The sequence below is a fragment of the Paraburkholderia kirstenboschensis genome (assembly GCF_032806925.1).
In the GTDB taxonomy this organism is placed as follows: domain Bacteria; phylum Pseudomonadota; class Gammaproteobacteria; order Burkholderiales; family Burkholderiaceae; genus Paraburkholderia; species Paraburkholderia kirstenboschensis.
Genome location: NZ_CP136512.1, coordinates 1,782,876 through 1,804,618 on the forward strand (window position 1 = coordinate 1,782,876; position 21,743 = coordinate 1,804,618).

Annotated in this window: 18 protein-coding genes and 4 pseudogenes; 10 read left to right on the forward strand and 12 right to left on the reverse strand. The window is 60.1% G+C overall.

The window, feature by feature from the left end; genetic code table 11:
- Positions 1–33: 33 nt before the first annotated feature.
- Positions 34–540 carry a GNAT family N-acetyltransferase gene (locus RW095_RS16795; protein ID WP_317017059.1) on the reverse strand — a complete coding sequence of 169 codons (507 nt, stop codon included), beginning with the start codon at positions 538–540 and terminating at the stop codon, positions 34–36.
- An 87-nt stretch (positions 541–627) separates the two neighbouring features.
- Positions 628–1,629: a LysR substrate-binding domain-containing protein gene (locus RW095_RS16800; protein WP_317017061.1), complete on the reverse strand. Its 1,002-nt coding sequence runs from the start codon at positions 1,627–1,629 to the stop codon at positions 628–630.
- A gap of 136 nt (positions 1,630–1,765) precedes the next feature.
- On the opposite strand from RW095_RS16800, the gene RW095_RS16805 reads away from it, so the two are divergent.
- Both RW095_RS16805 and RW095_RS16810 read left to right on the forward strand, forming a co-directional pair.
- A complete protein-coding gene (locus RW095_RS16805) occupies positions 1,766–2,980 on the forward strand; it encodes an MFS transporter (protein ID WP_394365087.1) in 1,215 nt (404 codons plus the stop codon).
- 69 nt (positions 2,981–3,049) lie between these two features.
- Positions 3,050–3,839 (forward strand): annotated as a pseudogene (locus tag RW095_RS16810) (SDR family oxidoreductase).
- Between the two features lie 128 nt (positions 3,840–3,967).
- Here the strand turns inward: RW095_RS16810 and RW095_RS16815 are convergent.
- Positions 3,968–4,657 carry a type 1 glutamine amidotransferase domain-containing protein gene (locus RW095_RS16815; protein WP_317017064.1) on the reverse strand — a complete coding sequence of 230 codons (690 nt, stop codon included), beginning with the start codon at positions 4,655–4,657 and terminating at the stop codon, positions 3,968–3,970.
- Between the two features lie 108 nt (positions 4,658–4,765).
- Positions 4,766–5,374, reverse strand: coding sequence for a TetR/AcrR family transcriptional regulator (locus RW095_RS16820; RefSeq protein WP_317017065.1), 609 nt, complete (start codon positions 5,372–5,374; stop codon positions 4,766–4,768).
- A gap of 486 nt (positions 5,375–5,860) precedes the next feature.
- On the opposite strand from RW095_RS16820, the gene RW095_RS16825 reads away from it, so the two are divergent.
- Positions 5,861–7,621 (forward strand): MOSC domain-containing protein, encoded by a 1,761-nt coding sequence (locus RW095_RS16825; protein WP_317017067.1) that lies wholly within the window; start codon positions 5,861–5,863, stop codon positions 7,619–7,621.
- Positions 7,622–7,801: 180 nt separating this feature from the next.
- Here RW095_RS16825 and RW095_RS41475 read toward each other — a convergent pair.
- Positions 7,802–8,243 (reverse strand): annotated as a pseudogene (locus RW095_RS41475) (TMEM175 family protein).
- Positions 8,244–8,584: 341 nt separating this feature from the next.
- Between RW095_RS41475 and RW095_RS16830 the strand changes: the two are divergent.
- Positions 8,585–9,466, forward strand: coding sequence for an alpha/beta fold hydrolase (locus RW095_RS16830; protein WP_317017068.1), 882 nt, complete (start codon positions 8,585–8,587; stop codon positions 9,464–9,466).
- A gap of 192 nt (positions 9,467–9,658) precedes the next feature.
- Here RW095_RS16830 and RW095_RS16835 read toward each other — a convergent pair whose 3' ends face one another.
- The 3 genes from RW095_RS16835 to RW095_RS41480 all read right to left on the reverse strand — a co-directional run bounded on the left by RW095_RS16835 (position 9,659) and on the right by RW095_RS41480 (position 11,650).
- Entirely contained in the window at positions 9,659–10,243 is a 585-nt protein-coding gene (locus tag RW095_RS16835) for a CGNR zinc finger domain-containing protein (protein WP_317017070.1), read from the reverse strand.
- A gap of 115 nt (positions 10,244–10,358) precedes the next feature.
- Positions 10,359–11,519, reverse strand: a complete 1,161-nt coding sequence (locus RW095_RS16840; protein WP_394365088.1) for an MFS transporter — start codon at positions 11,517–11,519, stop codon at positions 10,359–10,361.
- A complete protein-coding gene (locus RW095_RS41480) occupies positions 11,465–11,650 on the reverse strand; it encodes a LuxR C-terminal-related transcriptional regulator (protein WP_394365089.1) in 186 nt (61 codons plus the stop codon). The genes RW095_RS16840 and RW095_RS41480 overlap by 55 nt, the downstream gene beginning before the upstream one ends.
- Positions 11,651–11,880: 230 nt before the next feature.
- Here RW095_RS41480 and RW095_RS16845 point away from each other — a divergent pair, with 230 nt between their 5' ends.
- The gene (locus RW095_RS16845; RefSeq protein WP_317017071.1) at positions 11,881–12,138 is read left to right on the forward strand and encodes a hypothetical protein; all 258 of its coding nucleotides are present in this window, start codon (positions 11,881–11,883) and stop codon (positions 12,136–12,138) included.
- Positions 12,139–12,293: 155 nt separating this feature from the next.
- Positions 12,294–13,613 (forward strand): epoxide hydrolase family protein, encoded by a 1,320-nt coding sequence (locus tag RW095_RS16850; RefSeq protein WP_317017073.1) that lies wholly within the window; start codon positions 12,294–12,296, stop codon positions 13,611–13,613.
- An 88-nt stretch (positions 13,614–13,701) separates the two neighbouring features.
- Here the strand turns inward: RW095_RS16850 and RW095_RS16855 are convergent, their stop codons facing one another.
- Together RW095_RS16855 and RW095_RS16860 are read right to left on the reverse strand one after the other, a co-directional pair.
- Positions 13,702–13,971: a hypothetical protein gene (locus tag RW095_RS16855; protein ID WP_027778714.1), complete on the reverse strand. Its 270-nt coding sequence runs from the start codon at positions 13,969–13,971 to the stop codon at positions 13,702–13,704.
- A 117-nt stretch (positions 13,972–14,088) separates the two neighbouring features.
- Entirely contained in the window at positions 14,089–16,008 is a 1,920-nt protein-coding gene (locus RW095_RS16860) for a hybrid sensor histidine kinase/response regulator (protein ID WP_317017076.1), read from the reverse strand.
- Positions 16,009–16,581: 573 nt separating this feature from the next.
- On the opposite strand from RW095_RS16860, the gene RW095_RS16865 reads away from it, so the two are divergent.
- Positions 16,582–16,830, forward strand: a complete 249-nt coding sequence (locus RW095_RS16865; protein WP_317019871.1) for a DUF1488 family protein — start codon at positions 16,582–16,584, stop codon at positions 16,828–16,830.
- Between the two features lie 214 nt (positions 16,831–17,044).
- On the opposite strand, the gene RW095_RS16870 is transcribed toward RW095_RS16865, so the two are convergent.
- A complete protein-coding gene (locus RW095_RS16870; protein WP_317017077.1) occupies positions 17,045–17,362 on the reverse strand; it encodes a hypothetical protein in 318 nt (105 codons plus the stop codon).
- A 272-nt stretch (positions 17,363–17,634) separates the two neighbouring features.
- A complete protein-coding gene (locus tag RW095_RS16875) occupies positions 17,635–18,879 on the reverse strand; it encodes a sensor histidine kinase (protein WP_317017079.1) in 1,245 nt (414 codons plus the stop codon).
- Positions 18,880–19,424: 545 nt separating this feature from the next.
- Here RW095_RS16875 and RW095_RS16880 point away from each other — a divergent pair.
- The 3 genes and pseudogenes from RW095_RS16880 to coxB all read left to right on the forward strand — a co-directional run.
- A pseudogene (locus tag RW095_RS16880) lies at positions 19,425–19,739 on the forward strand (gluconate 2-dehydrogenase subunit 3 family protein); the annotation flags it as partial.
- A pseudogene (locus RW095_RS16885) lies at positions 19,729–20,714 on the forward strand (GMC oxidoreductase). The pseudogenes RW095_RS16880 and RW095_RS16885, both read left to right, overlap by 11 nt.
- Positions 20,699–21,724, forward strand: coding sequence for a cytochrome c oxidase subunit II (coxB, locus tag RW095_RS16890; protein ID WP_317017080.1), 1,026 nt, complete (start codon positions 20,699–20,701; stop codon positions 21,722–21,724). The pseudogene RW095_RS16885 and the gene coxB overlap by 16 nt, the downstream one beginning before the upstream one ends.
- Positions 21,725–21,743: the final 19 nt, after the last annotated feature.

Consider the following 21,743-nt stretch of genomic DNA (forward strand, 5'->3'; position numbering starts at 1 on the left):
AACCTGTGCCCGACTCCAATAGGTCAACTGCGCTTAACTGCCGAAATGCAGTGACATGTGTACCTCGTCGTACGTGTGTCCGTCGACCATCAAGGAGTTTCGCTCCCGCCCGAACTGCTCGAACCCGAGCGACGTATAAACGTGAATTGCCGCCGGGTTGTTTGCGTTCACGGTCAGGTTCACCTGTGTGATCTCAGGGATGGACCGCGCGAAGGCGAGCACCTCGGCGACGAGCGTTTTGCTAACGCCTGAACCCCTCATGTCGGGCGCGACATATACGCCCCACAGGAAGGCCTTGTGATTCAGTTTTCGCCGGTTCTCGCGTCCGAGTCCGGCTATTCCTATCAGACGCGAGCCTTCAAAAGCACCGAATACTCCGCGGTCGTTGCGTGTCGCCAGCTGGCTTTCAATGACGTCAGCCGAACGGTCTACTTCCTCTTCGTAGCTGGACGCGAAAGACGTGGGTGCTTCTCTGAGTCCGCACAGGCGAAGCGAGTGGAACGAAGGTGCGTCCTGTTTGCAAAGTAGACGTACAAGCATTTTCGGCGAATCCTTATGTCGCAGATTGACCGATTGATCGATTGATCGATTGACGATTGTCGACGATGTCACGTCCCGCGTCGACAACTAACGCCGCGATCGTTCCGTGCGAGGCGTAGTTGGACGATTTTTTCGCGCACGTTCGCTTGGACCTGGCTCCGCCGAATTCTGCGCCGCCGCCGTCACGATCCACTTCTTGAATGCAATGACCGCGTCGTCGTCCGCGCGATCCGTGTTCACGACCAACGTGTAATCGGGTCCGCGCCCTGCCGGCTCTGAGATCGGACATACGAGACGCCCAGTGGCTATCTCGCGCTCGATGAGTGGCAGCGACGCCAACGTTACGCCAAGGCCTTCAGCTGCTGCGCCCAGTTGGAGAAAAACATGATCGAAGTCGAGATGGTGCGCACCCTGCAAGCCTGGTGCGCCGGCCTCCCGTAACCAGTCGGACCAGGCTGTACGGGTGCTCGTTGAGTGAAGGAGCGTGTGATTTCGCAGATCGGCGACCGTCCTGATCGGGTGGCTTTTCAGCACCGCTGGACTGCACGCGGGCAGACGCAAGTCGGGCATCAGCGTGGTTGACATGAGGCCTGCTGCGTCCTCGGGCCCTGAGCGCACTCCGACGTCGAAGGCATCGCCGACATAACGCAACTTGCGTGAGGTCGTCGAGAGCCGAACTTCGATGTCCGGGTAGCGCGCCTGGAAATCTGCCAGGCGCGGTATCAGCCAGCACAACGCGAAGCTCGCCAGCGTATTCACGCGTACTACACCGGTTATACGACGCGTAACCGATTTGTGGCGCAACCGGGTGACCGAGCTGCTCAGCCGCGCAAATGCACCTTCTACATCGTTGAGCAGAGCCGCGCCCTGGTCGGTAGGAACGACGCCGCGAGAGCGGCGCTCAAAGAGCGGAACGCCGAACCAGTCTTCCAGCAACCGGATCTGTTTGCCGACTGCCCAGTGGGTGACGTGCAGATCGCTCGCCGCAGCGGCGAAACTCCCAAGGCGGGCGACCGCCTCGAAGTGCCGCAACGCATTCAATGGCGGCAACTTTTCCGCGTCTTTCTCTGTGCGTTTGTTTGTACCCATGTGGTGACTTTTTCTCCCGTCTGACCCAATTTTACGTCAGTTGTGGCGGGTTCTGGACGAACCTAGACTAGGGGTCTCCTGTAACGAAACTCGCCAGCTGTCGCGATGGCCCGACCTTGCGCCATTCCATTGGACTATGAGACTTTTCTCTTTCTCCTCCCCTACGACGGATGTAACTGACGGACCCGGTCAGTCGAGTTCCGTCTCACGCACGCGCGTCTTGTGGCTCTCGTGCATGGCGCACGCGCTGCACGACGGGTACACCGACATGATCTACGCGTTGCTGCCCGTATGGCAGGCGGAGTTCGGACTCGGTTACGGCGCCCTGGCGATTTTGCGCGGCGTCTACGCCGGAACCATGGCGACGCTGCAATTGCCCGCTGGACGCCTCGCCCGCACATTCGGCACGCGCGCGACACTTGCGTTCGGCACGTTTCTCGCCGCGCTCGGCTATGCCGTCGCCGGCATGTCTGGAACCCTGGTGGGCTTATGTGTCGCGCTCGCCATCTCCGGAGGTGGCTCAAGCACGCAGCATCCGCTGGCTTCAGGAGCAGTCTCGCGCGTGTATGGACGCAACGCCCGAGGTCCGCTCAGCGTCTACAATTTTTCGGGCGACCTCGGAAAATCCGCGCTTCCGGCGGCTATCTCGCTTCTCATTACCATCATGCCGTGGCGCCATGCGCTTTGGGCCGTGTCGATCGTTGGCGTTTTAGCGGCGGCAGTGATTGCACTTTTTCTCCCATCGATACCGCGCGACGGTGCTTCCATGGAGAAAACGTCAACGCAGCACAGCAACGATTCGCGATCCGGCTTCTCACTGCTCTTCACGATCGGCGTGCTCGACACAGCCGTGCGGATGGGCCTATTGACCTTCCTGCCATTTCTCCTGAAAACGAAAGGCATACCGCAACCGATGATGGGTACGGCGCTCGCGCTCGTCTTCATTGGGGGCGCCGCCGGCAAGTTCGTTTGTGGCTGGCTCGGCGCTCGCGTGGGCGTAATCGGTACTGTATTCGCGACCGAAGGCGGTACTGCAGGGTTGATTCTTGCCGTGATTTACCTCCCACTGACGCCCGCCATGGTCTTGTTGCCGCTGCTTGGCGCGATGCTCAACGGGACGTCGTCCGTTCTATACGGCACGGTGCCGGAGTTGACTTCGGTCGAGCGTACCGAGCGAGCGTTTGCGCTTTTCTATACCGGCACCATCGCGTCGGGAGCGCTCTCTCCGGTCGCTTACGGGTTTCTCGGCGATCAAATCGGTGTGCACGGTGCCACCATTGCGACGGCGGCCACGGCGCTGGCCGTCTTGCCACTGGCGCTTGCCCTTCGGCAGCATTTGCGCACGACGTGAGTTCGTTCGCGGCGCACGCTTGGCTCCTGGTCAACAGCCCGCATCGGCCCGGTCTCAGTCCCAATCAATATCGCACCATCATATGGAGGTTCACTCGATGATAGTGTTTCGCAGGCCCCGTTGATTCTGACAACGGGCGGAGGGCGTGGCGTAGGCGCGGCGACTGCGCGGCTTGCTGCCGCACGAGGTTACGATGTAGCGATCAGCTTCGTCTCCGATGAGTCTGCCGCCCTTACCGTCGCGGCCGATGTCGAAGCTGTCGGGCGCCGGGCTTTAGCCGTGCGTGCAGATAGCGCGGATCCCGAGCAGGTCGCTCAGCTATTTGCCGCGATTGACCGGAAGTTCGGCAGGATCGATGTACTGGTGAACAACGCCGCGATGATTGCGCAGCAGTCCAGACTAGAGGATCTCGATTTCGCCCGGATGCAGCGTATCTTTGCGGTCAACTCGATAGGCCCGATCCTTTGTGCGCAACAGGCGGTGAAGCGGATGTCGCATCGCTACAAAGGACGAGGCGGCGTCGTGATCAACATTTCATCGGCATCGGCCCGGCTTGGCAGTCCGAAAGAATATGTCGACTACGCTGCATCGAAGGGCGCCGTTGAAACGTTCACTACCGGCTTCGCCAAGGAAGTTGCGCGGGACGGGATACGCGTCAACTGTATTCGCCCCGGCCACATCTACACTGACATGCATGCTAGCGGCGGCGAGCCAGGACGAGTGGATCGCGTCAAAGACTCGATTCCAATGGGAAGAGGCGGGCAGCCCGAGGAGGGTTGCGCGGGCAATCCTATGGCTCGCAAGCGACGAGGCCTCTTTCATCACCGGCACTTTCCTCGATGTCACCGGCGGTAAGTGAAAGCGGGGTGCCACTCCGGGCGACACCGGCGACAACGTTGGCGGCGCGACCGCCATAAGCTGCCATACGGCGGCGCGGGCTGTCATATGGCCGGCATATGACAGCCCGCGCCGCCGAGTCTGCTTTCGTCATCGCGCAACGAGTGCCGGGTGCTTCATCAGAGTCGCCGCCGCGGACGACGACGAAGCAGGGTTCTGACCGGTAATCAGAAGACCGTCTGTGACGACATACGGCGCCCAGTCTTCGGTCTTCGAATAGATGCCGCCCTTGGCCTTGAGTTCGTCTTCCACGAGGAACGGCACGATCTCGGTCAGCCCCACCGCGGCTTCCTCTGAATTCGTGAAGCCCGTCACCTGTTTGCCCTGAACCAGGGGCTTGCCATCCGGAGTGGTGACATGGCGCAGCACGCCCGGCGCGTGGCACACAAGCGCAACGGGCTTGCCGGCTGCGATGAACGACTGAATCAATTCGATGGAATGCCGGTCTTCCGCGAGATCCCACAGTGGCCCGTGGCCGCCGGGATAGAAGACCGTGTCGAACTGCGCCTGCGAAACACTGTCGAGGCGAACCGTGGCCGCAAGTTGCGCCTTCGCCGCTGCATCGGTCTCGAAGCGACGGGTGGAGTCGGTCTGATTGGCCGGCTCGTTGCTCTTCGGATCGAGCGGCGGCTGCCCGCCTTGCGGCGACGCAAGCACGATTTCCGCGCCGGTGTCCTTGAAAGCGTAGTAAGGCGCTGCCAGTTCTTCGAGCCAGAATCCGGTCTTGCGGCCTGTGTTGCCCAACTGATCGTGCGAGGTCAGAACCATCAGTACTTTCATGTTGCTTCTCCTTTGAGTGGGACGTTGAGCCTGCTACATAGTAGACCAGTCGTCTGGTAAAAAGCCTAAGAAAGACACTTCGCCGAAGTGCCGCTTGTTACCTGCTTCTCAGCCGGAAACCGGGTGAAGCATCAGCCGGGTGCTCGCCATGGCTGTCTCGAACGGCTGCAGATTGCGCACAATCTTGACCATCACGCTCGCGCCTAGCCAAAGCTGATAGAGACTTTGCGCGACGCTCGACGGGTCTTCGCTGACCGAAAGGGAGCCTTCCTCCACGCCGGCCTGAATAGCGCGTGCCAACCGTTCGATGATGCCCGACGTGCCGCGCTTCAGCGTGGCGCGCATGGCTTCGGACATATCCGCAACTTCCGCGCCGAGCTTGACAGCAAGACACTTGCCCTGACAGTCGGAGAATGATTGAGTGTCCTGCCAGATCTGCCAGTAATTCATGAGGCGTTGCGCCACCGTCAAACCGGGCTCGCCCAGCGTACTGTCGAGGTCCGCCAGGTATTCGTCGAAGTAACTTTCGAGCAGCGCCACGCCGAACGCATCTTTCGAACCGAAGTAGTGATAAAACGAACCCTTCGGCACGCCCGCGGCGGACAGGATCTCGTTCAGCCCCACGGCTGAAAAACCTTTCGCGCCGATGATTCGCTGTCCGACGGCGATGATGTTCTCGCGAGTGTCAGCCGACTCAGTGATGTTTGCGGTAGCCATGTGTGGACTATATAGACCAGTAGACCAGTCGTCTACTACTTTTTCGATCAAGCGGAATTATCAGGCGCCTGGGCCCTACGTGACGACGCCCTTTGACCATAGCGCTTAGCGGCCGTCGTTGCGCCGGCTCTATGTGCCGCCTACTATTCACGGTCGAAGTCGGCAGAACTCAAGCCCGTCGCATACCAGGCGTTCTACTCTTACAACCGGATCTGTAGTTACTGCGGCATCGGCGAGGCATGTCTCGCAGCATGGTGCTACCGCGAGAGCTACAGCGAGGTGCGCCGCATTGCCGACATCATGTTCTTTTGCGCCGGACATGGTCATCTTGCATCTCGACGGCCGGCAACTCCATCTTGAACCAGGCCAGACAGCGATTGCGCACGGCCCCGATCGCGACCTGATGGTCGACAAGGTGTTTGCCCGGTCGCAAACGTCATTGACGGCGGCGTGCAGTCGCGAGCTCGCCCAACTGCGGAGCAAACAATGGTTCGACTGCTATCGGTGAATGTTGGACTTCCGCGAGACATCGAGTGGAAAGGCCGTACTGTTCACACCGGCATCTGGAAGAGTCCCGTGCAAGGTCGTTGCTGGGCGGCGCGGCTGAATCTGGCGGGCGACGGTCAAGGTGACCTGGCGGGGCACGGTGGCGAGCAGCGCGCTGTCTTCGTCTATCAGATCGATTCGTATCGACACTGGCAGCAGGAGCTGAACAGGTCCGACTTCGTGCACGGACACTTCGGCGAGAACTTCACGGTTGAAGGACTGCCCGACACGCAGGTGTGCATTGGCGACCGTTATCGGATCGGCAGCGCGCTGTTCGAGGTGACGCAACCGCGCGTCACCTGCTATCGCGTCGGCATCCGAACGAACGAGCCGCGAATGCCGGCGTTGCTCACATCCAGTGGAAGACCTGGGTTCTATTTCCGCGTCGTGCATGAGGGCGAAGTGGGCGCGGCCGATGAGATAGTGAAAGTCGACGAGGCAAAGGAGCAAATGACCGTCGCGCAGATCAACGCGCTGCTCTATTCGCCGGATCATCCGCGGAATCTACTCGAACGGGCGTTGCGGATCGAAGCGCTGTCGCCGGGATGGCGTTCCTCGTTCGAGGCGTTACTCGAAAGCCGCACGACGGGCTCCGCCAGTGGAAACGCCGGGCTGGCGCCCGCGGCGGCGCGCCACGCGGTTCAGCCGGGATTCCGGCCCCTCACGGTGGCCACTATCGAAGAGGAGTCCGCAGACGTCGTGTCGTTCACGCTGAAAAGTGCGGACGGGCAACTGCAACCGGCCTTGCCAGGCCAGTATGTTGTGCTGCGTCTTCAACCGACGGCGGACGGGCCGCCGCTCTTTCGCAGCTACTCGCTATCGAGCGCGCTGTCGACAGGAAGTTACCGGATCAGCGTGAAAATCGAGCCCAATGGGTTGGCTGGAGCCTGGTTGCGCCAGAACGTGCGGGCAGGCGATACGCTCGATGTCAGTTCGCCGCGTGGAAGCTTTGTCCTGCAACCTGGAGACGGCCCGATAGTGCTGCTTAGCGCAGGAATCGGCGCAACACCTGTTCTGGCTATGCTGCACGCGCTGTCGTCGCAACACTCGACGCGGCAGGTCTTGTGGCTGCACACGGCGCGTGACCGGCAGCATCATCCATTTGCCGCGGAAGCGCGGCGCTCTATGCTCGCGCTCGTGCATGGCCGCAGCTACGTTTGTTATACCGCGGCGGGACCGCATGACCGGCTCGGTGACGATTTCGACGCGACCGGGCGACTGTCGCAACACATCCTCAGCGAGATCGGCGTTCCTCCTGAAGCGGACGTCTATCTTTGCGGACCGGCGCCTTTCATGGTGGACATGAAAAAAGCGCTGGCTGCTTTGGGCATCGCGCCGGAGCGGCTCCATGCCGAAACCTTCAACGGCGGAGAGTCGTTGAATCCTGGTATCGTCGATTCGCAGAAACGAACGCCACATCGTCCCGTAGACGAGGCCAACACCGGTCCACTAGTCTCGTTCGCACGCAGTGGCATTGCTGCACATTGGAATGGCTCGACTTATCAAAGCATTCTGGAGTTGGCCGAGGCATGCGATGTGCCCGTTAGATGGTCGTGCCGCACGGGCGTCTGTCACAACTGCGAGAGCGGACTAGTCTCCGGTTCCATCAGTTACGACCCTGATCCGCTCGATCCACCGGCACGCGGGAACGTGTTGATCTGCTGCTGCAGACCGCGGGGCAACGTGGTGATCGATCTTTGAACGATCGGGCGCGGTTGATGGATGCGTACCTCGACGAACCTTACCCACGGCCAGAGATACCTGGCCGCAAGTGAAGCATGAGGGCAGCACATATCAGACCGAAGCTGACGCGCGGCGCGAAGCTCGCAACCAGCGTAGCGGTCGCGAAGCCCACAAGGGCTGCGACTGACCTGCGCCTCGTCATGTGCCGCGTGGATGCACGCAGTTCCGAGGCATCTGGGTGAGCGCAATATCTTGCGCTCGAAAACATTGTAGGCAATGTCGAGGCAGACAAACAGTCCTGCGTAAAACGTTACGGGCGATGAGGCAAGCGTGGTGCGGCGATCCACGCCGTCGCGAAAGGCAGCAGCGATACGAGGAAAAGATGGATGAAGTTAATCCATAACAATCGCAGCGTCGGACGCGACGCACGAATTGCATCAGGTGATGATGGTTGATCCAGATAATGATAATGAACCCATAGCTCACCGCATAACTGACGGCCGACGGCCATAAAGGCCTAAGAGCCGCGAACGTCGCGTGATCGGGTCCTCAACTCCAGCACCATGATCGTGACTATGACCGCGAAGACTGCGTCCGTGAATGCGGTCAGCCGATCGACGCTCATTTCTCCATTCGACATCGTTCGCCCCCTGCGGTGAGCAATACGCGGATCAAGTTGTGATTGTAGTCACTAACACCGCTGCTCACCGCCGAAGTATGGATTGCAGAATCCGGCCGGTCCGACGCATTCATCGCTGGATTGACCCTTGTCCATTGGCGCTTCGCTCATTGGTGATCGCAACGGCTGAAGCGGCGGTCAATGCGAGGGCATGACAAAGACGTTGATCCAGGGGCAACGGTACAGTCCCATGTGTCGTAACCATTAAAAACCGCTTTGAAAAGTTACAAGAGACGTCTAGGATAGAGACCACAACTCGCAGCGTAGCCGACTCGATCTTGCGTCTCTACTGGAGGTCTACCATGTCAAACGGAAATCACATTCCATCTGTATCGATTAAGCGTGTCGAGGCGGATGGCATCGATATGTTCTATCGGGAAGCAGGCGAGAAGGACGCACCGGTTGTCCTGCTTCTGCACGGTTTTCCATCGTCATCCCACATGTATCGCGATCTGATTCCACGACTCGCAGACCGCTACAGGGTAATCGCGCCAGACTTACCGGGCTTCGGCTTTACGAACGTTCCGGCGTCGCGTGGCTACAAATACACGTTCGATGCACTGGCGGAGACAGTGGCGGCATTTGTCGACAAGCTCGGACTCACCAGTTACGCGATTTACGTGTTCGACTATGGAGCGCCGACCGGCTTTCGTCTGGCACTGAAGTACCCTGACCGCGTGCTCGCGCTGATTTCGCAAAACGGCAATGCGTACGAAGAAGGTTTGGGCGACGCCTGGGCGCCGATTAGAAAGTATTGGGCCGAACCTTCGGCGGCGAACCGGCAAGTGGTGCACGACGCAGTGCTGAACTTCGAAGGAACCAGGTTTCAGTACATGCACGGCGTATCGGATCCGGACTCGATCGCGCCGGAGTCCTACACACTCGATGCGGCGCTGCTCGAGCGTCCAGGCCAGAAAGATATCCAGCTGGATCTGTTTTTGGACTATGCGTCGAATGTGAAGATGTATCCGACGTTCCAGAAGTTCTTCCGCGACGTGAAACCGCCCACGCTGGTTATCTGGGGCAGGCATGATCCGTTCTTTATTCCGCCTGGCGCTCAGGCGTTCCGCCGTGATATCCCACAAGCAACGGTAACGATGCTCGATACCGGACACTTCGCAGTTGAAACGCATGCGCAAGAGATTGCGTCTGCGATCAACGAGTTGCTTGGCAAACTTTCGTGATTCGCGGTGTATCGTCGTTCGGACTGGCCGCAGCCGGGACGAACCGAGCGAACAGAGAAATGGGCGACATGCACGACGAACAGGGCGCAGCAGCCTATTGTCAGAAAGGCCGAGCGTGCTTTAAAAGTGAATGACGCGGTTCTCGTTATCGGAAGGTCGCGGTGGGGAAGGAGGTTTTGCCCACCGAGCGCTTTACTCGAGTTCCGCGTTGTCCTTCTGACGCAGGCGAAATTGGGCTACTTTGTGACGGTTCCCGCAAAGGGCCATGCTGCACCACCGTCTACGATGTGCTTTGGTTCTGTCATAGAACCATAGTACGCATTCGTCTGCCTCGCACTTGCGAACAAGATCGAAGTCGCCCGTCGCGATCAGTTCCGCAGCAGCCCGGGCTATCGGCGCCAAAAGCTGTTCAGGCGTGTCGATATCAAAGTGATCTCTTACTTCCAAAGTGCCGTTGCTTGCCCGCGCGAGCTGCACTGTGTATCTGCCGTGCATTAGAAAAGAGTTAAGCGCGCCGATATCAACGTTCTTGCCAAGTTTGCGCTGCATAACCAGTTTCCGGATCATTTCCCTCAACGCCCGCGCTGTGTCCGCCAAAACGTCACGCGGAAAGGCGCGCTGGTGCCGCTCGCCGAGATATCCCATTCTCTTCAACCAGGCTATCACGTCTTTATTGGTTGCCAGGTACTCCACCGGCCCCTCTTCACCTTGCGCGAGAGTGTCGAGAAAATCCAGCGCGGGGTCGTCGGCAAGTATCAGAAATTCTTGGGCGGGCATCAGGCGTTCTCCAGTTACCTGATTTAAATTGTAACCATTGAAATTGCATATAACAAGTTATGACTGAGTCTTGGCCAACCGCAATCACAAGCACATGCATTCATTTTTTGTGCAATCAGCCGCGAGCAGAAACCAATTCTGACGGCCGCGCGCCCGGAGTGCTTTCGGTAGCATCGTCGGGCCGCGTTTCTGGCATGAACACTGCGAAAAAGACTAGCGCGAAGACGCTGATTGCAGCCAGGGTGAGGAAGCCCGTCGCGAAGCCGAACTTCTCGACGACATATCCCCCCGTGACATTGCTGAGCGCCGAGCCTATCCCGACCGCAAGCGCCATCAGACCCTGAGCGAGGTTGAACCGCCCCGTTCCTCGCATCACGTCTGACGCGATGACCACGCCGATCACGCCGAAGATGCCGGCAGCAATCCCGTCGAGTAACTGGATCAGGACCACCGCATAGGGGCTGCTCGTCATATAAAAGAAGACACCTCGCACCGGCAAGACAGCCAGCGCAACGAGGAATACGCTCTTGCGTCCAATTCCCCTGCGTAGCGCTCGGCCCACACCCGCAGCGACTGCGACCATGACGAGTTGCGCCGCGATCACGCACGCGCTTAGTGCGATGACATCCATTCCCGGATGGACCTTGGCGATGACCTGGCCCGCGAGCGGCAGCATAGCCGCGTTGCCGAAGTGAAAAAGCAGCACCGAGACGATGAACACCTTCAGGTCACGCTTCTTCCATAGCGTCGAGAACGGAAGCGGATTGTGGCGCGTGTGCTCATCCGAAGTGCTGTCTGCACCGCGCGCAAGCTCATGGTCGATTTCTTTCGGTTGGATCAACAGGACCACGAGGGCGCTCACTACTGCGAACCCGCATACGAGGTAGAACAGCCATCTGACGCCGACATACTGTCCAAGCCCGCCCGCCAGGATCGCGGCCGTGAAGTTCCCTGCGTGGTTGAACCCTTCGTTGCGGCTTATTCGCGCGGGCATCAGACGGTGACCGACCACGCCAAGGCTCAGCGCGGCAAGACAGGGGGGAATGATCGCAGACGCTGCGCCGAGCGTGATCTGCGCGGCGCGCACGGTTGGCAGCTTCGGGAAAAACGCGATCAGAATGCATCCGGCTCCGACCAGCAAACCCGATATCGCGATCAACATGCGCTTCACGCGAACTGCGTCGACGATCAGGCCGGCAGGAATCTGGCAGATTGCCGCTGCTATGCCGCTCGCGGCCATGAGAAGTGCCGATGAATTCCCGCGCGTGGCTTCCATGCCGAGCGCCTCGGCCTTTCTGACAAGATCGGGCAGGTGTGCGACGCCATCTTCTTCATGACGTGCCCGCGATAGATCTTCACGGTGATCTCGCTGAGGTTCGGCTCATAGGCAATCTGCTTGTTCAACATGCCTGTAACGACCCGTTTTCATTACTTCCTTCTCGCGGACCGTCAATGACTCGAACGAGGAGATCACGCCCGATCGGCATGAATCTCGAGTTCGTAGTGAGTCCCGTGTCCGACGCGGATCGCGCCAAGTCGTTCTATGACGGGCTGCGATGGCGGCTCGACGTCGACTTCAAAGCGGATAACAGCTACCGCGTGATCGAGTTCAGGCCGCCAGGTTCTGGATGCTCGTCATGTTTGGGAGTAATGTAATCGGTGCGGCGCCGGCGTCGGCCCGCGGGCACTACCTTGTCGTGGCCGACATAGAAGCCGCGCGCGCCGACTTGCTGCGCCGGAGCGTGGAAATCGGCGAAGCGTGCCATGACGCGGGCGGCGTGTTCCATCGCAGCGACGGAGAGAATCGCGTGAGCGGCGCCCAACCCGAGCGAAAGAGTTATGCCTCGTTCGCCACGTTCAGCGACCCGCATCGCAACCGCTGGTTCGTGCAGTGAAGTGACTGCGCGCCTCTCGGCGCATGTCGAAGCGGGCGACACCCGGTTCACCAGTCAGATCGTCGACGTGCTGCTTGCGGCGGCGAAAGCATAGTCCGTCGTGCATTGCGCATCGTCCATCGCAGCAGGCAATCGAACCTCAAGCAGGAGTCGGCATGTCAGACGACATTCTTCCCGAAGTCTCTTCGCGCCGCAAATTCATAAGTGCGGCGGCAGCCGTCGCCGCCGCGGGTTCAGCGCCACGGTTCTCGTTTGCCGATACGGCTATCACGAGCACCTCGCAGCCGGGCGGCGGCGACAAGACTGCTCTGCGTCCGTTGCGCGTTCACGCGTCGGACGCGCAACTCGCGGACTTGCGACGGCGCATCAAGGCGACGAAGTGGCCCACGCGCGAAACTGTCTCCGACGCAACGCAAGGCGTGCAGCTCGTGACGATGCAGCGCCTCGCGCGCTACTGGACCACTGACTACGACTGGCGAAAGGTCGAAGCGAAACTCAACGCTCAGCCGCAGTTCGTCACCGAAATCGACGGGCTCGACATTCACTTCATCCACGTGCGGTCCAGGCACCCGAACGCTTTGCCGATGATCGTCACTCATGGTTGGCCGGGTTCGATCATCGAGCAGATGAAGATTATCGATCCGCTGACGAACCCGACCGCTCATGGCGGAACTGCAGCGGACGCGTTCGATGTCGTGATCCCGTCGTTGCCCGGATATGGTTTTTCGGGCAAACCGACGTCGAGCGGCTGGGATCCCGGGCGTATCGCTCGTGCGTGGGTCGTGCTGATGCAGCGGCTCGGCTACACGCGTTATGTCGCGCAGGGCGGCGACTGGGGCAATGCCGTGACCGAGCAGATGGCGCTGCTGACGCCGCCTGGTCTGCTTGCGATTCACACGAACATGCCGGCCACTGTGCCCGACGACATCGCCGATGCGCTGAAATACGGCAAGCCCGCGCCGGCCGGTCTGTCAGAAGACGAGAAGCATGCATTCGATCAGCTGGATTTCTTCTACAAGCACGGGCTCGGCTATGCGCTCGAAATGGCGAACCGTCCGCAGACGCTCTACGGCATCGAGGACTCGCCAATCGGTTCTGCCGCATGGATGCTGGATCACGACGCGAGCAGCCAGGCGATGATCGCGCGCGTTTTCGATGGACAGCCGGAAGGGCTGACACGCGACGACGTTCTGGACAACGTCACGCTTTACTGGCTGACGGGCACGGCGATCTCGTCGGCGCGGCTGTACTGGGAGAACAAGTTGAATTTTTTCGCGCCGAAACATGTACCGATTCCGGTCGCCGTGAGCGTCTTTCCCGACGAGATCTACGCCGCGCCGCGCAGTTGGACGGAACAGGCGTACCCTAAGCTGATGCATTACAACCGCCTTCCCAAGGGCGGGCACTTCGCGGCGTGGGAACAGCCTCAGATCTTCACGCAGGAAATTCGCGCAAGCTTTTCGTCTTTGCGCTGACCTGGCGCCCGTGCCGATGTGTGAATGACCGCTCGGCGCGGTCACGAACGACTTCTGTCAGAAGCGGGCTATCACGGGCGGCCGACGACTACACACCCAGGATTTTGCCGACCGTCTCATTGAATTCGTCGGTAGCGTTCTGGATCGCCTCGTCGGCCTCGTCGTCGAGGTTGTCCGCGTTCTCATCCAGCACCTCCTGCAGCGTCAGGTACGCTGAAATGATGCCATCCAGCTGGTGGCTTTCGACGCGGGCATACACGGCCTCGCCCACCGCTTCCATGAAGTCGCCCCGGCTTCCGCCCACCAGGCCGTCAGCGTTATTTTCCAGATCGTCCTTGAATTGTTCGACGTTTGCCATGTTTTCCTCCGGAAGGTCATATCAGATTAGCGGTTCCGTTTCCTCGCTGTGGTCGCGCCGCGTAACGCGTGCGTCAACAGTACGGCCATATTACGGAACCCGCAACGCAGCCTGCGGCTACGTCGCCATGCCCAGCGTTCGCACGAGATCGGCTAGCCGATACGGTTTGTGGATAAACGCGAAGTCGTCGAGATTGCCGTGCTGTGCCTTGAGGGCGGGCAGAGGATACCCCGATGCAAGCACGATCCTGATCTCAGGACGGAGATCGCGCGTTGAACGCGCGAGCTGGATGCCATCGATTCCCTTGGGCATCACGACGTCGGTGAACAAAACGCGGATATCTTCGCGACGACCCAACGCGTTCATTGCTTCGGCCCCGTTGCTGGCAGTCAGCACCTCGTATCCGAGGCTGCGGAACAGCGCCGCCGTCGCGTCCAGCAGATCCGGTTCGTCTTCCACGACCAGCACCGTATCGAGCGTCGGGCCCGCTAAGGGGTCCGCGTCGCCCGGTGCGCCTTTCGCTATGGGCAGATACATGCTCACGACCGTACCCTGATCCGGTTCGCTGCGGATCACCACGTCGCCGCCAGACTGCGAGATGAAGCCGTACACCTGGCTCAGGCCAAGGCCGGTGCCCTTGCCCACCTCCTTGGTGGTAAAGAACGGTTCAAACGCACGCGCCACAACCTCGGGAGGCATTCCCGAGCCGGTGTCCGCCACGGAGACCCTGACATACGGGCCCTGCACGAGCGTGCCAACCGTGCCTTCGCGGACTTCGACATTTTCAACGGTGATCGCGATCTTTCCGCCGGAGGGCATTGCGTCGCGCGCATTGACGATCAGGTTCAGCAGCGCGGACTCGAAGCGGGCTACGTCCAGCAAGACAGGCCGGGGCCGCGGCTCCGGTCTTATTTCCAGCTCGATCGTGCTGTTTCCCGCGCGGCGAAGGACCGCTTCAAAGCCGCGGATCACCGCGTTCAGATTACATTTTTCGACTTTGAGCGGCTGCTGCCGCGCGAATGAGAGCAACTGCTGCGTCAGCGTCGCGCCCCGGGCGACGGCGCGTTGCATGGTTTCCAGCATCCTCAGATCGGCGTGGTCCTGCACACGCAGCGACAGCACGTCGAGTCCGTTCGACATGACCGCCAGCAGGTTGTTGAAGTCGTGGGCGACGCCGCCAGTCAACTTGCCCAGCGATTCCATCTTCTGTGATTGAAACAGCGCGGCGTTGGCGCGCTCGAGCGCCTCGGCTGCCTGTTTGCGTTCCGTCACGTCGCGCGTCACTTTCGCAAAGCCGACGAGCTCGCCTGCGCCGTCGCGGATTGCATCGACCACCACGTGGGCCCAGAAGCGGGTGCCGTCCTTGCGGACCCGCCATCCTTCGCGCTCGGCCCGGCCCTCCGCGGCGGCGGTCGAGAGCGTCAGCGCGGGCAGGCCGCTCGCGCGATCGTCTTCGGTATAGAAGCACGAGAAATGTTTGCCGAGAATTTCGTCGCGTGTGTAACCCTTGATCCGTTCGGCGCCGGCATTCCAGTTAGTCACCTCGCCGGCTGGCGAAAGCATGTAGATCGCGTAGTCCGTGACGCCCTGAACCAGCAGCCGGAACTGCTCCTCGCTTTCACGCAACGCTTCCTGGGCCATCTTCCGGTCCGTGATGTCGCGCGTGATCTTGGCGAAGCCGATGAGGTTGCCGGAATCGTCACGCAGCGGATCGATCACCACGCTCGCCCAGAACTGGCTGCCGTCCTTTCGGACCCGCCAGCCTTCGTCCTCGAATTTCCCTTCGTCGCGCGCAGTTCGCAGCGCCAGAGCCGGCCGGCCGCCAGTCCGGTCACTCCCCGTGTAAAAAACGGAAAAGTGCTGGCCCAGAATCTCCTTGGCTTCATAGCCTTTGAAGCGTTGGGCGCCTGCATTCCACGTTTTGATAAAACCTTCCGCGTCCAGCATGAAGATCGCGTAATCCCTAACGCCTGCCACGAGAAGCTGGAAAGACTCCTCTCCTGAAAGATCCCCGAGGGGCGGTGCGAAATCAGTCATTGTGTTTGTGCCGGGCAGCGCCCTGTCAGCGGTTTGTCACGCGGGCCTCAAGGCCTGTGCCACTGGCACGGCAGCAAAATCCGCGCCAGCACTCCGCAATGATGGGCGGTTGAGTGTGTGGGTCCGCATTGGACTCTGCTGGTAAGCCTGCTGCTTCGGCCGCAAATACGATTCCGCCTCCTGCCGTTGCCCGCGTTCCCGCTGCGGGCAGACGTCTACTATTTCGGCGGGATTACTGGCATCGACACAGCTCGTTTTCACGGGCCGGCACAGCACGAGACGTACAAGCGCAAGGCAATAAAAGGAGTTCGGACGGCGGGAAGGGGTATACAGTGAATAGACCGGTGGCATTAGATGGACCGGTCTTTCAGAGGTAATCATGCGATCAGAAATAAAAAAGCTCGTTGTTCCCGCGGCGAATGAGACCGCCTATCACCGGGACCGCCGGGCGCAGGCTCAGGCGTTCGAGGCGGCCGACGCTAACCGGGCAGAACAAAGGCGCGTCAGTTATTCATTTATCGACTCTACCGCGGACAAGTGGCGATATTCAGCGAAGCCGGCAAAGGACTAGTCGTGGCTCTCCATTTTCCGAATCCGAGCCGTAGCTACGATCCCGTGCGGCATTGCGTACTTTTCTGGGGATATGACGATTCCCGGGAAATCACGTTTCAGGTTGACTGCGCAACGCTAAAAGGTATGCAGCCGGCACTCGGATCCGACGAACGGTCGGTTCTCGTGGCATTCGACGAATATCGCGAGAAACTACTGGAAATTGCGAAAACGCAGTATGTCCGCGGTCCACAAAATCACTATTCGATTTGATGGGGCTTCATACTTCTGCCGACATTCGCTATCAGTCTCCGGGGCGCGGGTGGGCGCATGCTCACGACACTGCCGGGCAGTTCTGCGAACGGATCGAAACCTCGATGTGTTGGACCCCGGTCCGCTTTGGGATCGGACCGGAGTACCACGACAGCTTTTCATGCAGTTTTTGAACCGTAGATCGCGCCAGCCTACTGGCCGCACGGGTTAATACTTAGAGTCGGAATCCCTTCATTCCTTCCGCTTCGGCGGCAGCATGACGCTCCTCGCTTGCCTCGATGGGTTCCATGGCCTCGTCGACGGAAGCTGTCGCGCGCTCCGTGGCTGCCCTGGTTTCACTGACAATTGCGCCCGATCCTCCGTCTTCGTCGCTCGGAGGTTGCAGCATGTCGTCAAGCATGGCCTTCAACTCCGCCGTGTCCCACGGCGTGCCGTGCTGCGTTTTCCTCTTTATGTAATGCCTGACCTCTGCATCCTGCTCCGGAGTCAATGGAAGGCCGTGAAAGGTGCTTTGTGGGGTAGCTTCGACCATGGCTTTGCTCCTCAGATCTGTACTCCTTTCAGTGTAGGCCTGTTGTGTAAAGGAAGCTTCAACTATCGGTCGGTGCAGAGGCGCAAGGTGATGGAAGTCTGCTTGTGGCGCGGCTGTTTACCCGGTCGAGGGCACATCGTGTGGAGACATTGCACGGCGGCGTGCAGATCCGGTTCGCTTTCGAAGTTGCCGGCAGTCGATCTTTCGCGAGATCAGCCGAAATCATGCTGATTTCTGATTCCCGATCCTGTCAGCAGACGAGAACATGCCGGCTATATCCGTTCGCCTCTCGGGAACACCAGGCGCGCTATCAGTCCGCCGCCGGGATGATTGCCAAGAATAAGATGGCCTCCCGCGCTTGCGACGAGTTTTTTGACCAGAGCCAGCCCCAGTCCCCAATGACGTCCGCTTTCGTTGCCGCTGCCGAGGCGTACGAACGCTGCAGTTGCATCTGCCAACCTGGACTGCGTGATTCCTGCACCGTGGTCCCTTATGCTCAATATCCACTCGGCACGCGTTCGCGAGGTTCTAATTTCGATCGGCGGAATTCCATGATCCAGCGCATTGTCGACCAGATTGAACATGACGCGCTCCAGAAGCGGGCGCGGCAGCGTGAATCCTGCGCCCGCCTCGAAAGTGCAGATGAACAGGTCGGCGTCCAGCGAGCTTGTCATCACGAATCGATCATGGATGAATGCTTCCACGCACAGATCGGTATGCCGCCTGGTTGAGGACCAAGTCCCTTCGACGAACTGCTTGGCAAGATGCGAGAACAGGTCGATATCTTCTACGAGCGCTACGCGTTTCTGCCATTCTTTCACCAGAAGTGCACGCTCACGCAGGCGGGCCGCGTGCGATTCGAGATGAAGTTCCAGGGCCGCGAGGGTAGACGATTGCTCTGCACTTGAGTCGATGCGGCGAGTGAGCAATTGGTTGGATATCCGCGCCAGTTGCCGTAACTGCTTTGGGCCTCTTTCCGGAATGACTTCGTGGGAACGGTATGCGCTGCCAACCTTGCTGAAGGCTGTCGACAGACTGCGTAGCGGCCGCCCTATTGCCCAGCTCGCTGCAAATCCGAAACCAATAGACAGCAAGACAATGGACCATGCCGAGAACGCAATGCAGTCCCAACGCAGATACGTGGGCGCGTTTTCGAACGAGAGCGAGTCATCCGGCGAAGTGGTTGGGCGGTTCCAATATTGGTGGTCCGGAGAGGGGAACCAGGCTTGGGCACCCAGAGCCTCACCTTGGTCTTGCCGGAGGTTGACCAGCGTTGGCCGTTCAACAACCGCCACAGCGGGCGGCGCCGCGGAGATCCACGTCGATAGTTGGGAAGATGAGCGCTTCCCCGCGTCAGCTTGTTGAAACTTCGGCCGTACCTGGTCCTGCTGCGAAGCATAGGCCGAGTCCGATCCTGCGAGGCCGAAATGCTGCGAAGCAACTGCCATCGCGCCGCAGTCGATGCTTGAACTGAGTGTGGCAGCCAATATGATGACTGGTTGAATCAACCTGTTCACGGGTTCCTCTTCAGTTCTATTTGAAAGTGGCGTGCCCGCGTTAGAGGGCGTATTCCGTTCGAAAGATGCGGGGCGACGCGGCATTGCAAAGCTCAACTGTCGCCAATGATCAACCATCGAGACGAGTCGAGATGCTCCGAACACTGGCAGCATCGCTCAAATCCTTACATTTTATTTCGTGCGATCGGTACCGAGGTCTCGTGCAGGCAGCGGCGAGCATAGCTGATAAGCGTCGGTGCCAATTGGCTGATAGGGAAAGATTGCGCAGCGCGAATAGAGCTCGCATCACATTGAGCCCGGCTATGCGTCCGGCGCAGTCGCTAAACCTGAACCACCTCCGCAGCGCAACGACGCCCCTACGGCTCGTGCGGTGAGCGCATACTCCATCGAAGTTACATCGTTCGACGGTTTTTACAAGCGCAACGCAGGGCTTTACTCAGCCGCTACGTCATGCGAAGCCGAAACAAGCGCTTGCCGCAAGCCGCCACGCCGCAAGAGGCTACTCGCGGTCCCAGGCAAGAATTTTGCAATGCATCACGTTGTGATATGACCTGTTGTTTCATCAGCTCGACAACTGCGAGCAGGACACGCTGATTACCAAAATGCAGAAGGCAGAGCTGACCCACGCTGCCTGGCGCGATATGCCGCCGCAACTCTTCTTTGCGGATCGGGTGTTGCACGACATTTGCGGCGCGTACTACTCGCATCCTGCTTCGTGGAGCGAGATAGGTTTTGGCGGGCCCGCGAGTCCGCGCGGCTATGTGCGGCTGGTCGCCGGAAGACGCGATCCGTGGGAAGCGGTCGAAGCCGCGCCGGGCGGCGAAGACCAGGCCCGCAAGGAGAACGAACGTGTTCGATGACGCGTTGCACACGCCTCGCGGTAAGGACGGCCGGGCGCCGGACGTACACCGGGCCGGCGGATGGCTGCCTATGCGGCAGTATCCGCAGAACGAAGCCGTCGACTACGTGATCGTCGGCACCGGTGCGGGCGGTGGCACGCTGGCGTGCCGGCTCGCGCAAAAGGGCTTCTCGGTTGTCGCCTTCGACGCCGGCGCCTGGTGGCGTCCACTCGAAGAGTTTGCCTCGGACGAAACGCATCAGGAGAAGGATTACTGGACCGACGAGCGCATCGTCGACGGTGATACCCCACTGCGCCTCGGCAAAAATAACAGCGGTAAGGCGGTCGGCGGCAGCACCGTGCATTTTGCAATGGTGTCGCTGCGTTTTCGGCCCGAATGGTTCAAGGCGCGCACGAAGCTCGGTTACGGCGCGGATTGGCCGCTCGATTGGCGCGAGATGTGGCACTACTACGCTTGGGTCGAAGACGCATTGAAAATCTCCGGCCCCGTCAATTATCCGTGGGGTTTCATGAGATGGGGAAATACAATCACCAGGCAGGCCTGAAGATCGTAGGCGAGACCCTGCCGCAGGAGCGTAACCGCGTGACGCTCGCTGACGAGAAAGACCAATACGGCCTGCCGATCGCCCGCGTCACGTATTCACTGTGCGATAACGACAAGCGCCTCGTGAGGCACGCGCTCGACTTCATGGACCGGCATCTGCAGGCTGCGGGCGCACATGAAATCTGGAAGGAGGAAAACGATACCTGCCATCTGAACGGCACCGCGCGTATGGGCGACGATCCGGGCACGAGCGTGGTCAATAGCGATTGCCGCAGTTGGGACATACCGAACCTATGGATCTGCGACGGTTCGGTGTTTCCTACCGTAGGCGGTGTCAATCCGTCGCTGACGATTCAGGCGATCGCCTACCGCACCGCGGATCGTATCGAAGCGCTCGCCGCGCGTGGAGAGTTGTCTTGCGGCGCGCGCTGATTCCGAGCGGGTGCAAGCTTGCACTTTTGACGGCGCTTACTGCCGCGCCGCTTGCGCACGCCGAAGCGCCTCTCGAATATTTCCTGCATTCCGCCGGCCCCGCGGCGACACCGACCATGCATCTTGGCTGGGGGCTGACTGCCATGTGTGTCGCGGTTGTCGTCATCATTGCTGTCCTGCTGGCAGGCGCACTTATGCGGCGGCGACCGGCTACCGCGCAGCGAGTGCTGGGCAAGGAAGGCGGCGGAATGGGGTGGGTCTACATCGGCGTGGGCGTATCTACGCTCGCATTGCTGGTGTCGCTGTTCTACACGCTCGTCACGTTGGAGGCGGTCGCGCAACCTTCGCTCACACCGGGCCTGACTATCACCGTCACCGCGTACGACTGGTGGTGGAAGATCGACTACGGCGACGACGCCGAGCCGGCGCATCGTTTCGTGACAGCCAACGAAATTCACATTCCGGTTGGCGTGCCGGTCAAGATCAGTCTCAAAAGCGCGGACGTGATCCACGCGTTCTGGGTTCCGCGCCTTGCCGGCAAGACCCAGGCCATTCCGGGGCAGGTCAACACGCAATGGATAGAGGCGGACGCGCCAGGCGTTTACCGTGGTCAGTGCACGCAGTTTTGCGGCCCGCAGCACGCGCACATGGCATTCGATGTCATCGCGCAGCCGCAGGCGGATTTCGATGCGTGGCGTGGCACGCAGATCCGTCAGGCGGCTCTCCCGGCCGACGGCCAGATGCGAACCGGTCAGAAGCTTTTCATGGATCGCTGCGCAGGCTGCCATGCGGTACGGGGTAGCGACGCGGCCGGTGCACAGGCCCCGGACCTCACGCATGTGGGCTCGCGCCAGCAGCTTGCAGCGGGCACATTGACCAATACTCCGACGCACCTGCTCGACTGGATCCAGCACGCACAACAGATAAAACCGGATTCGCTGATGCCCAGCTTTACGCTGAACGTGCAGGATGCCGCTGCGCTCTCCGCCTATCTCGCGACGCTCCACTAGAGCGTCCCTATCCGACAAG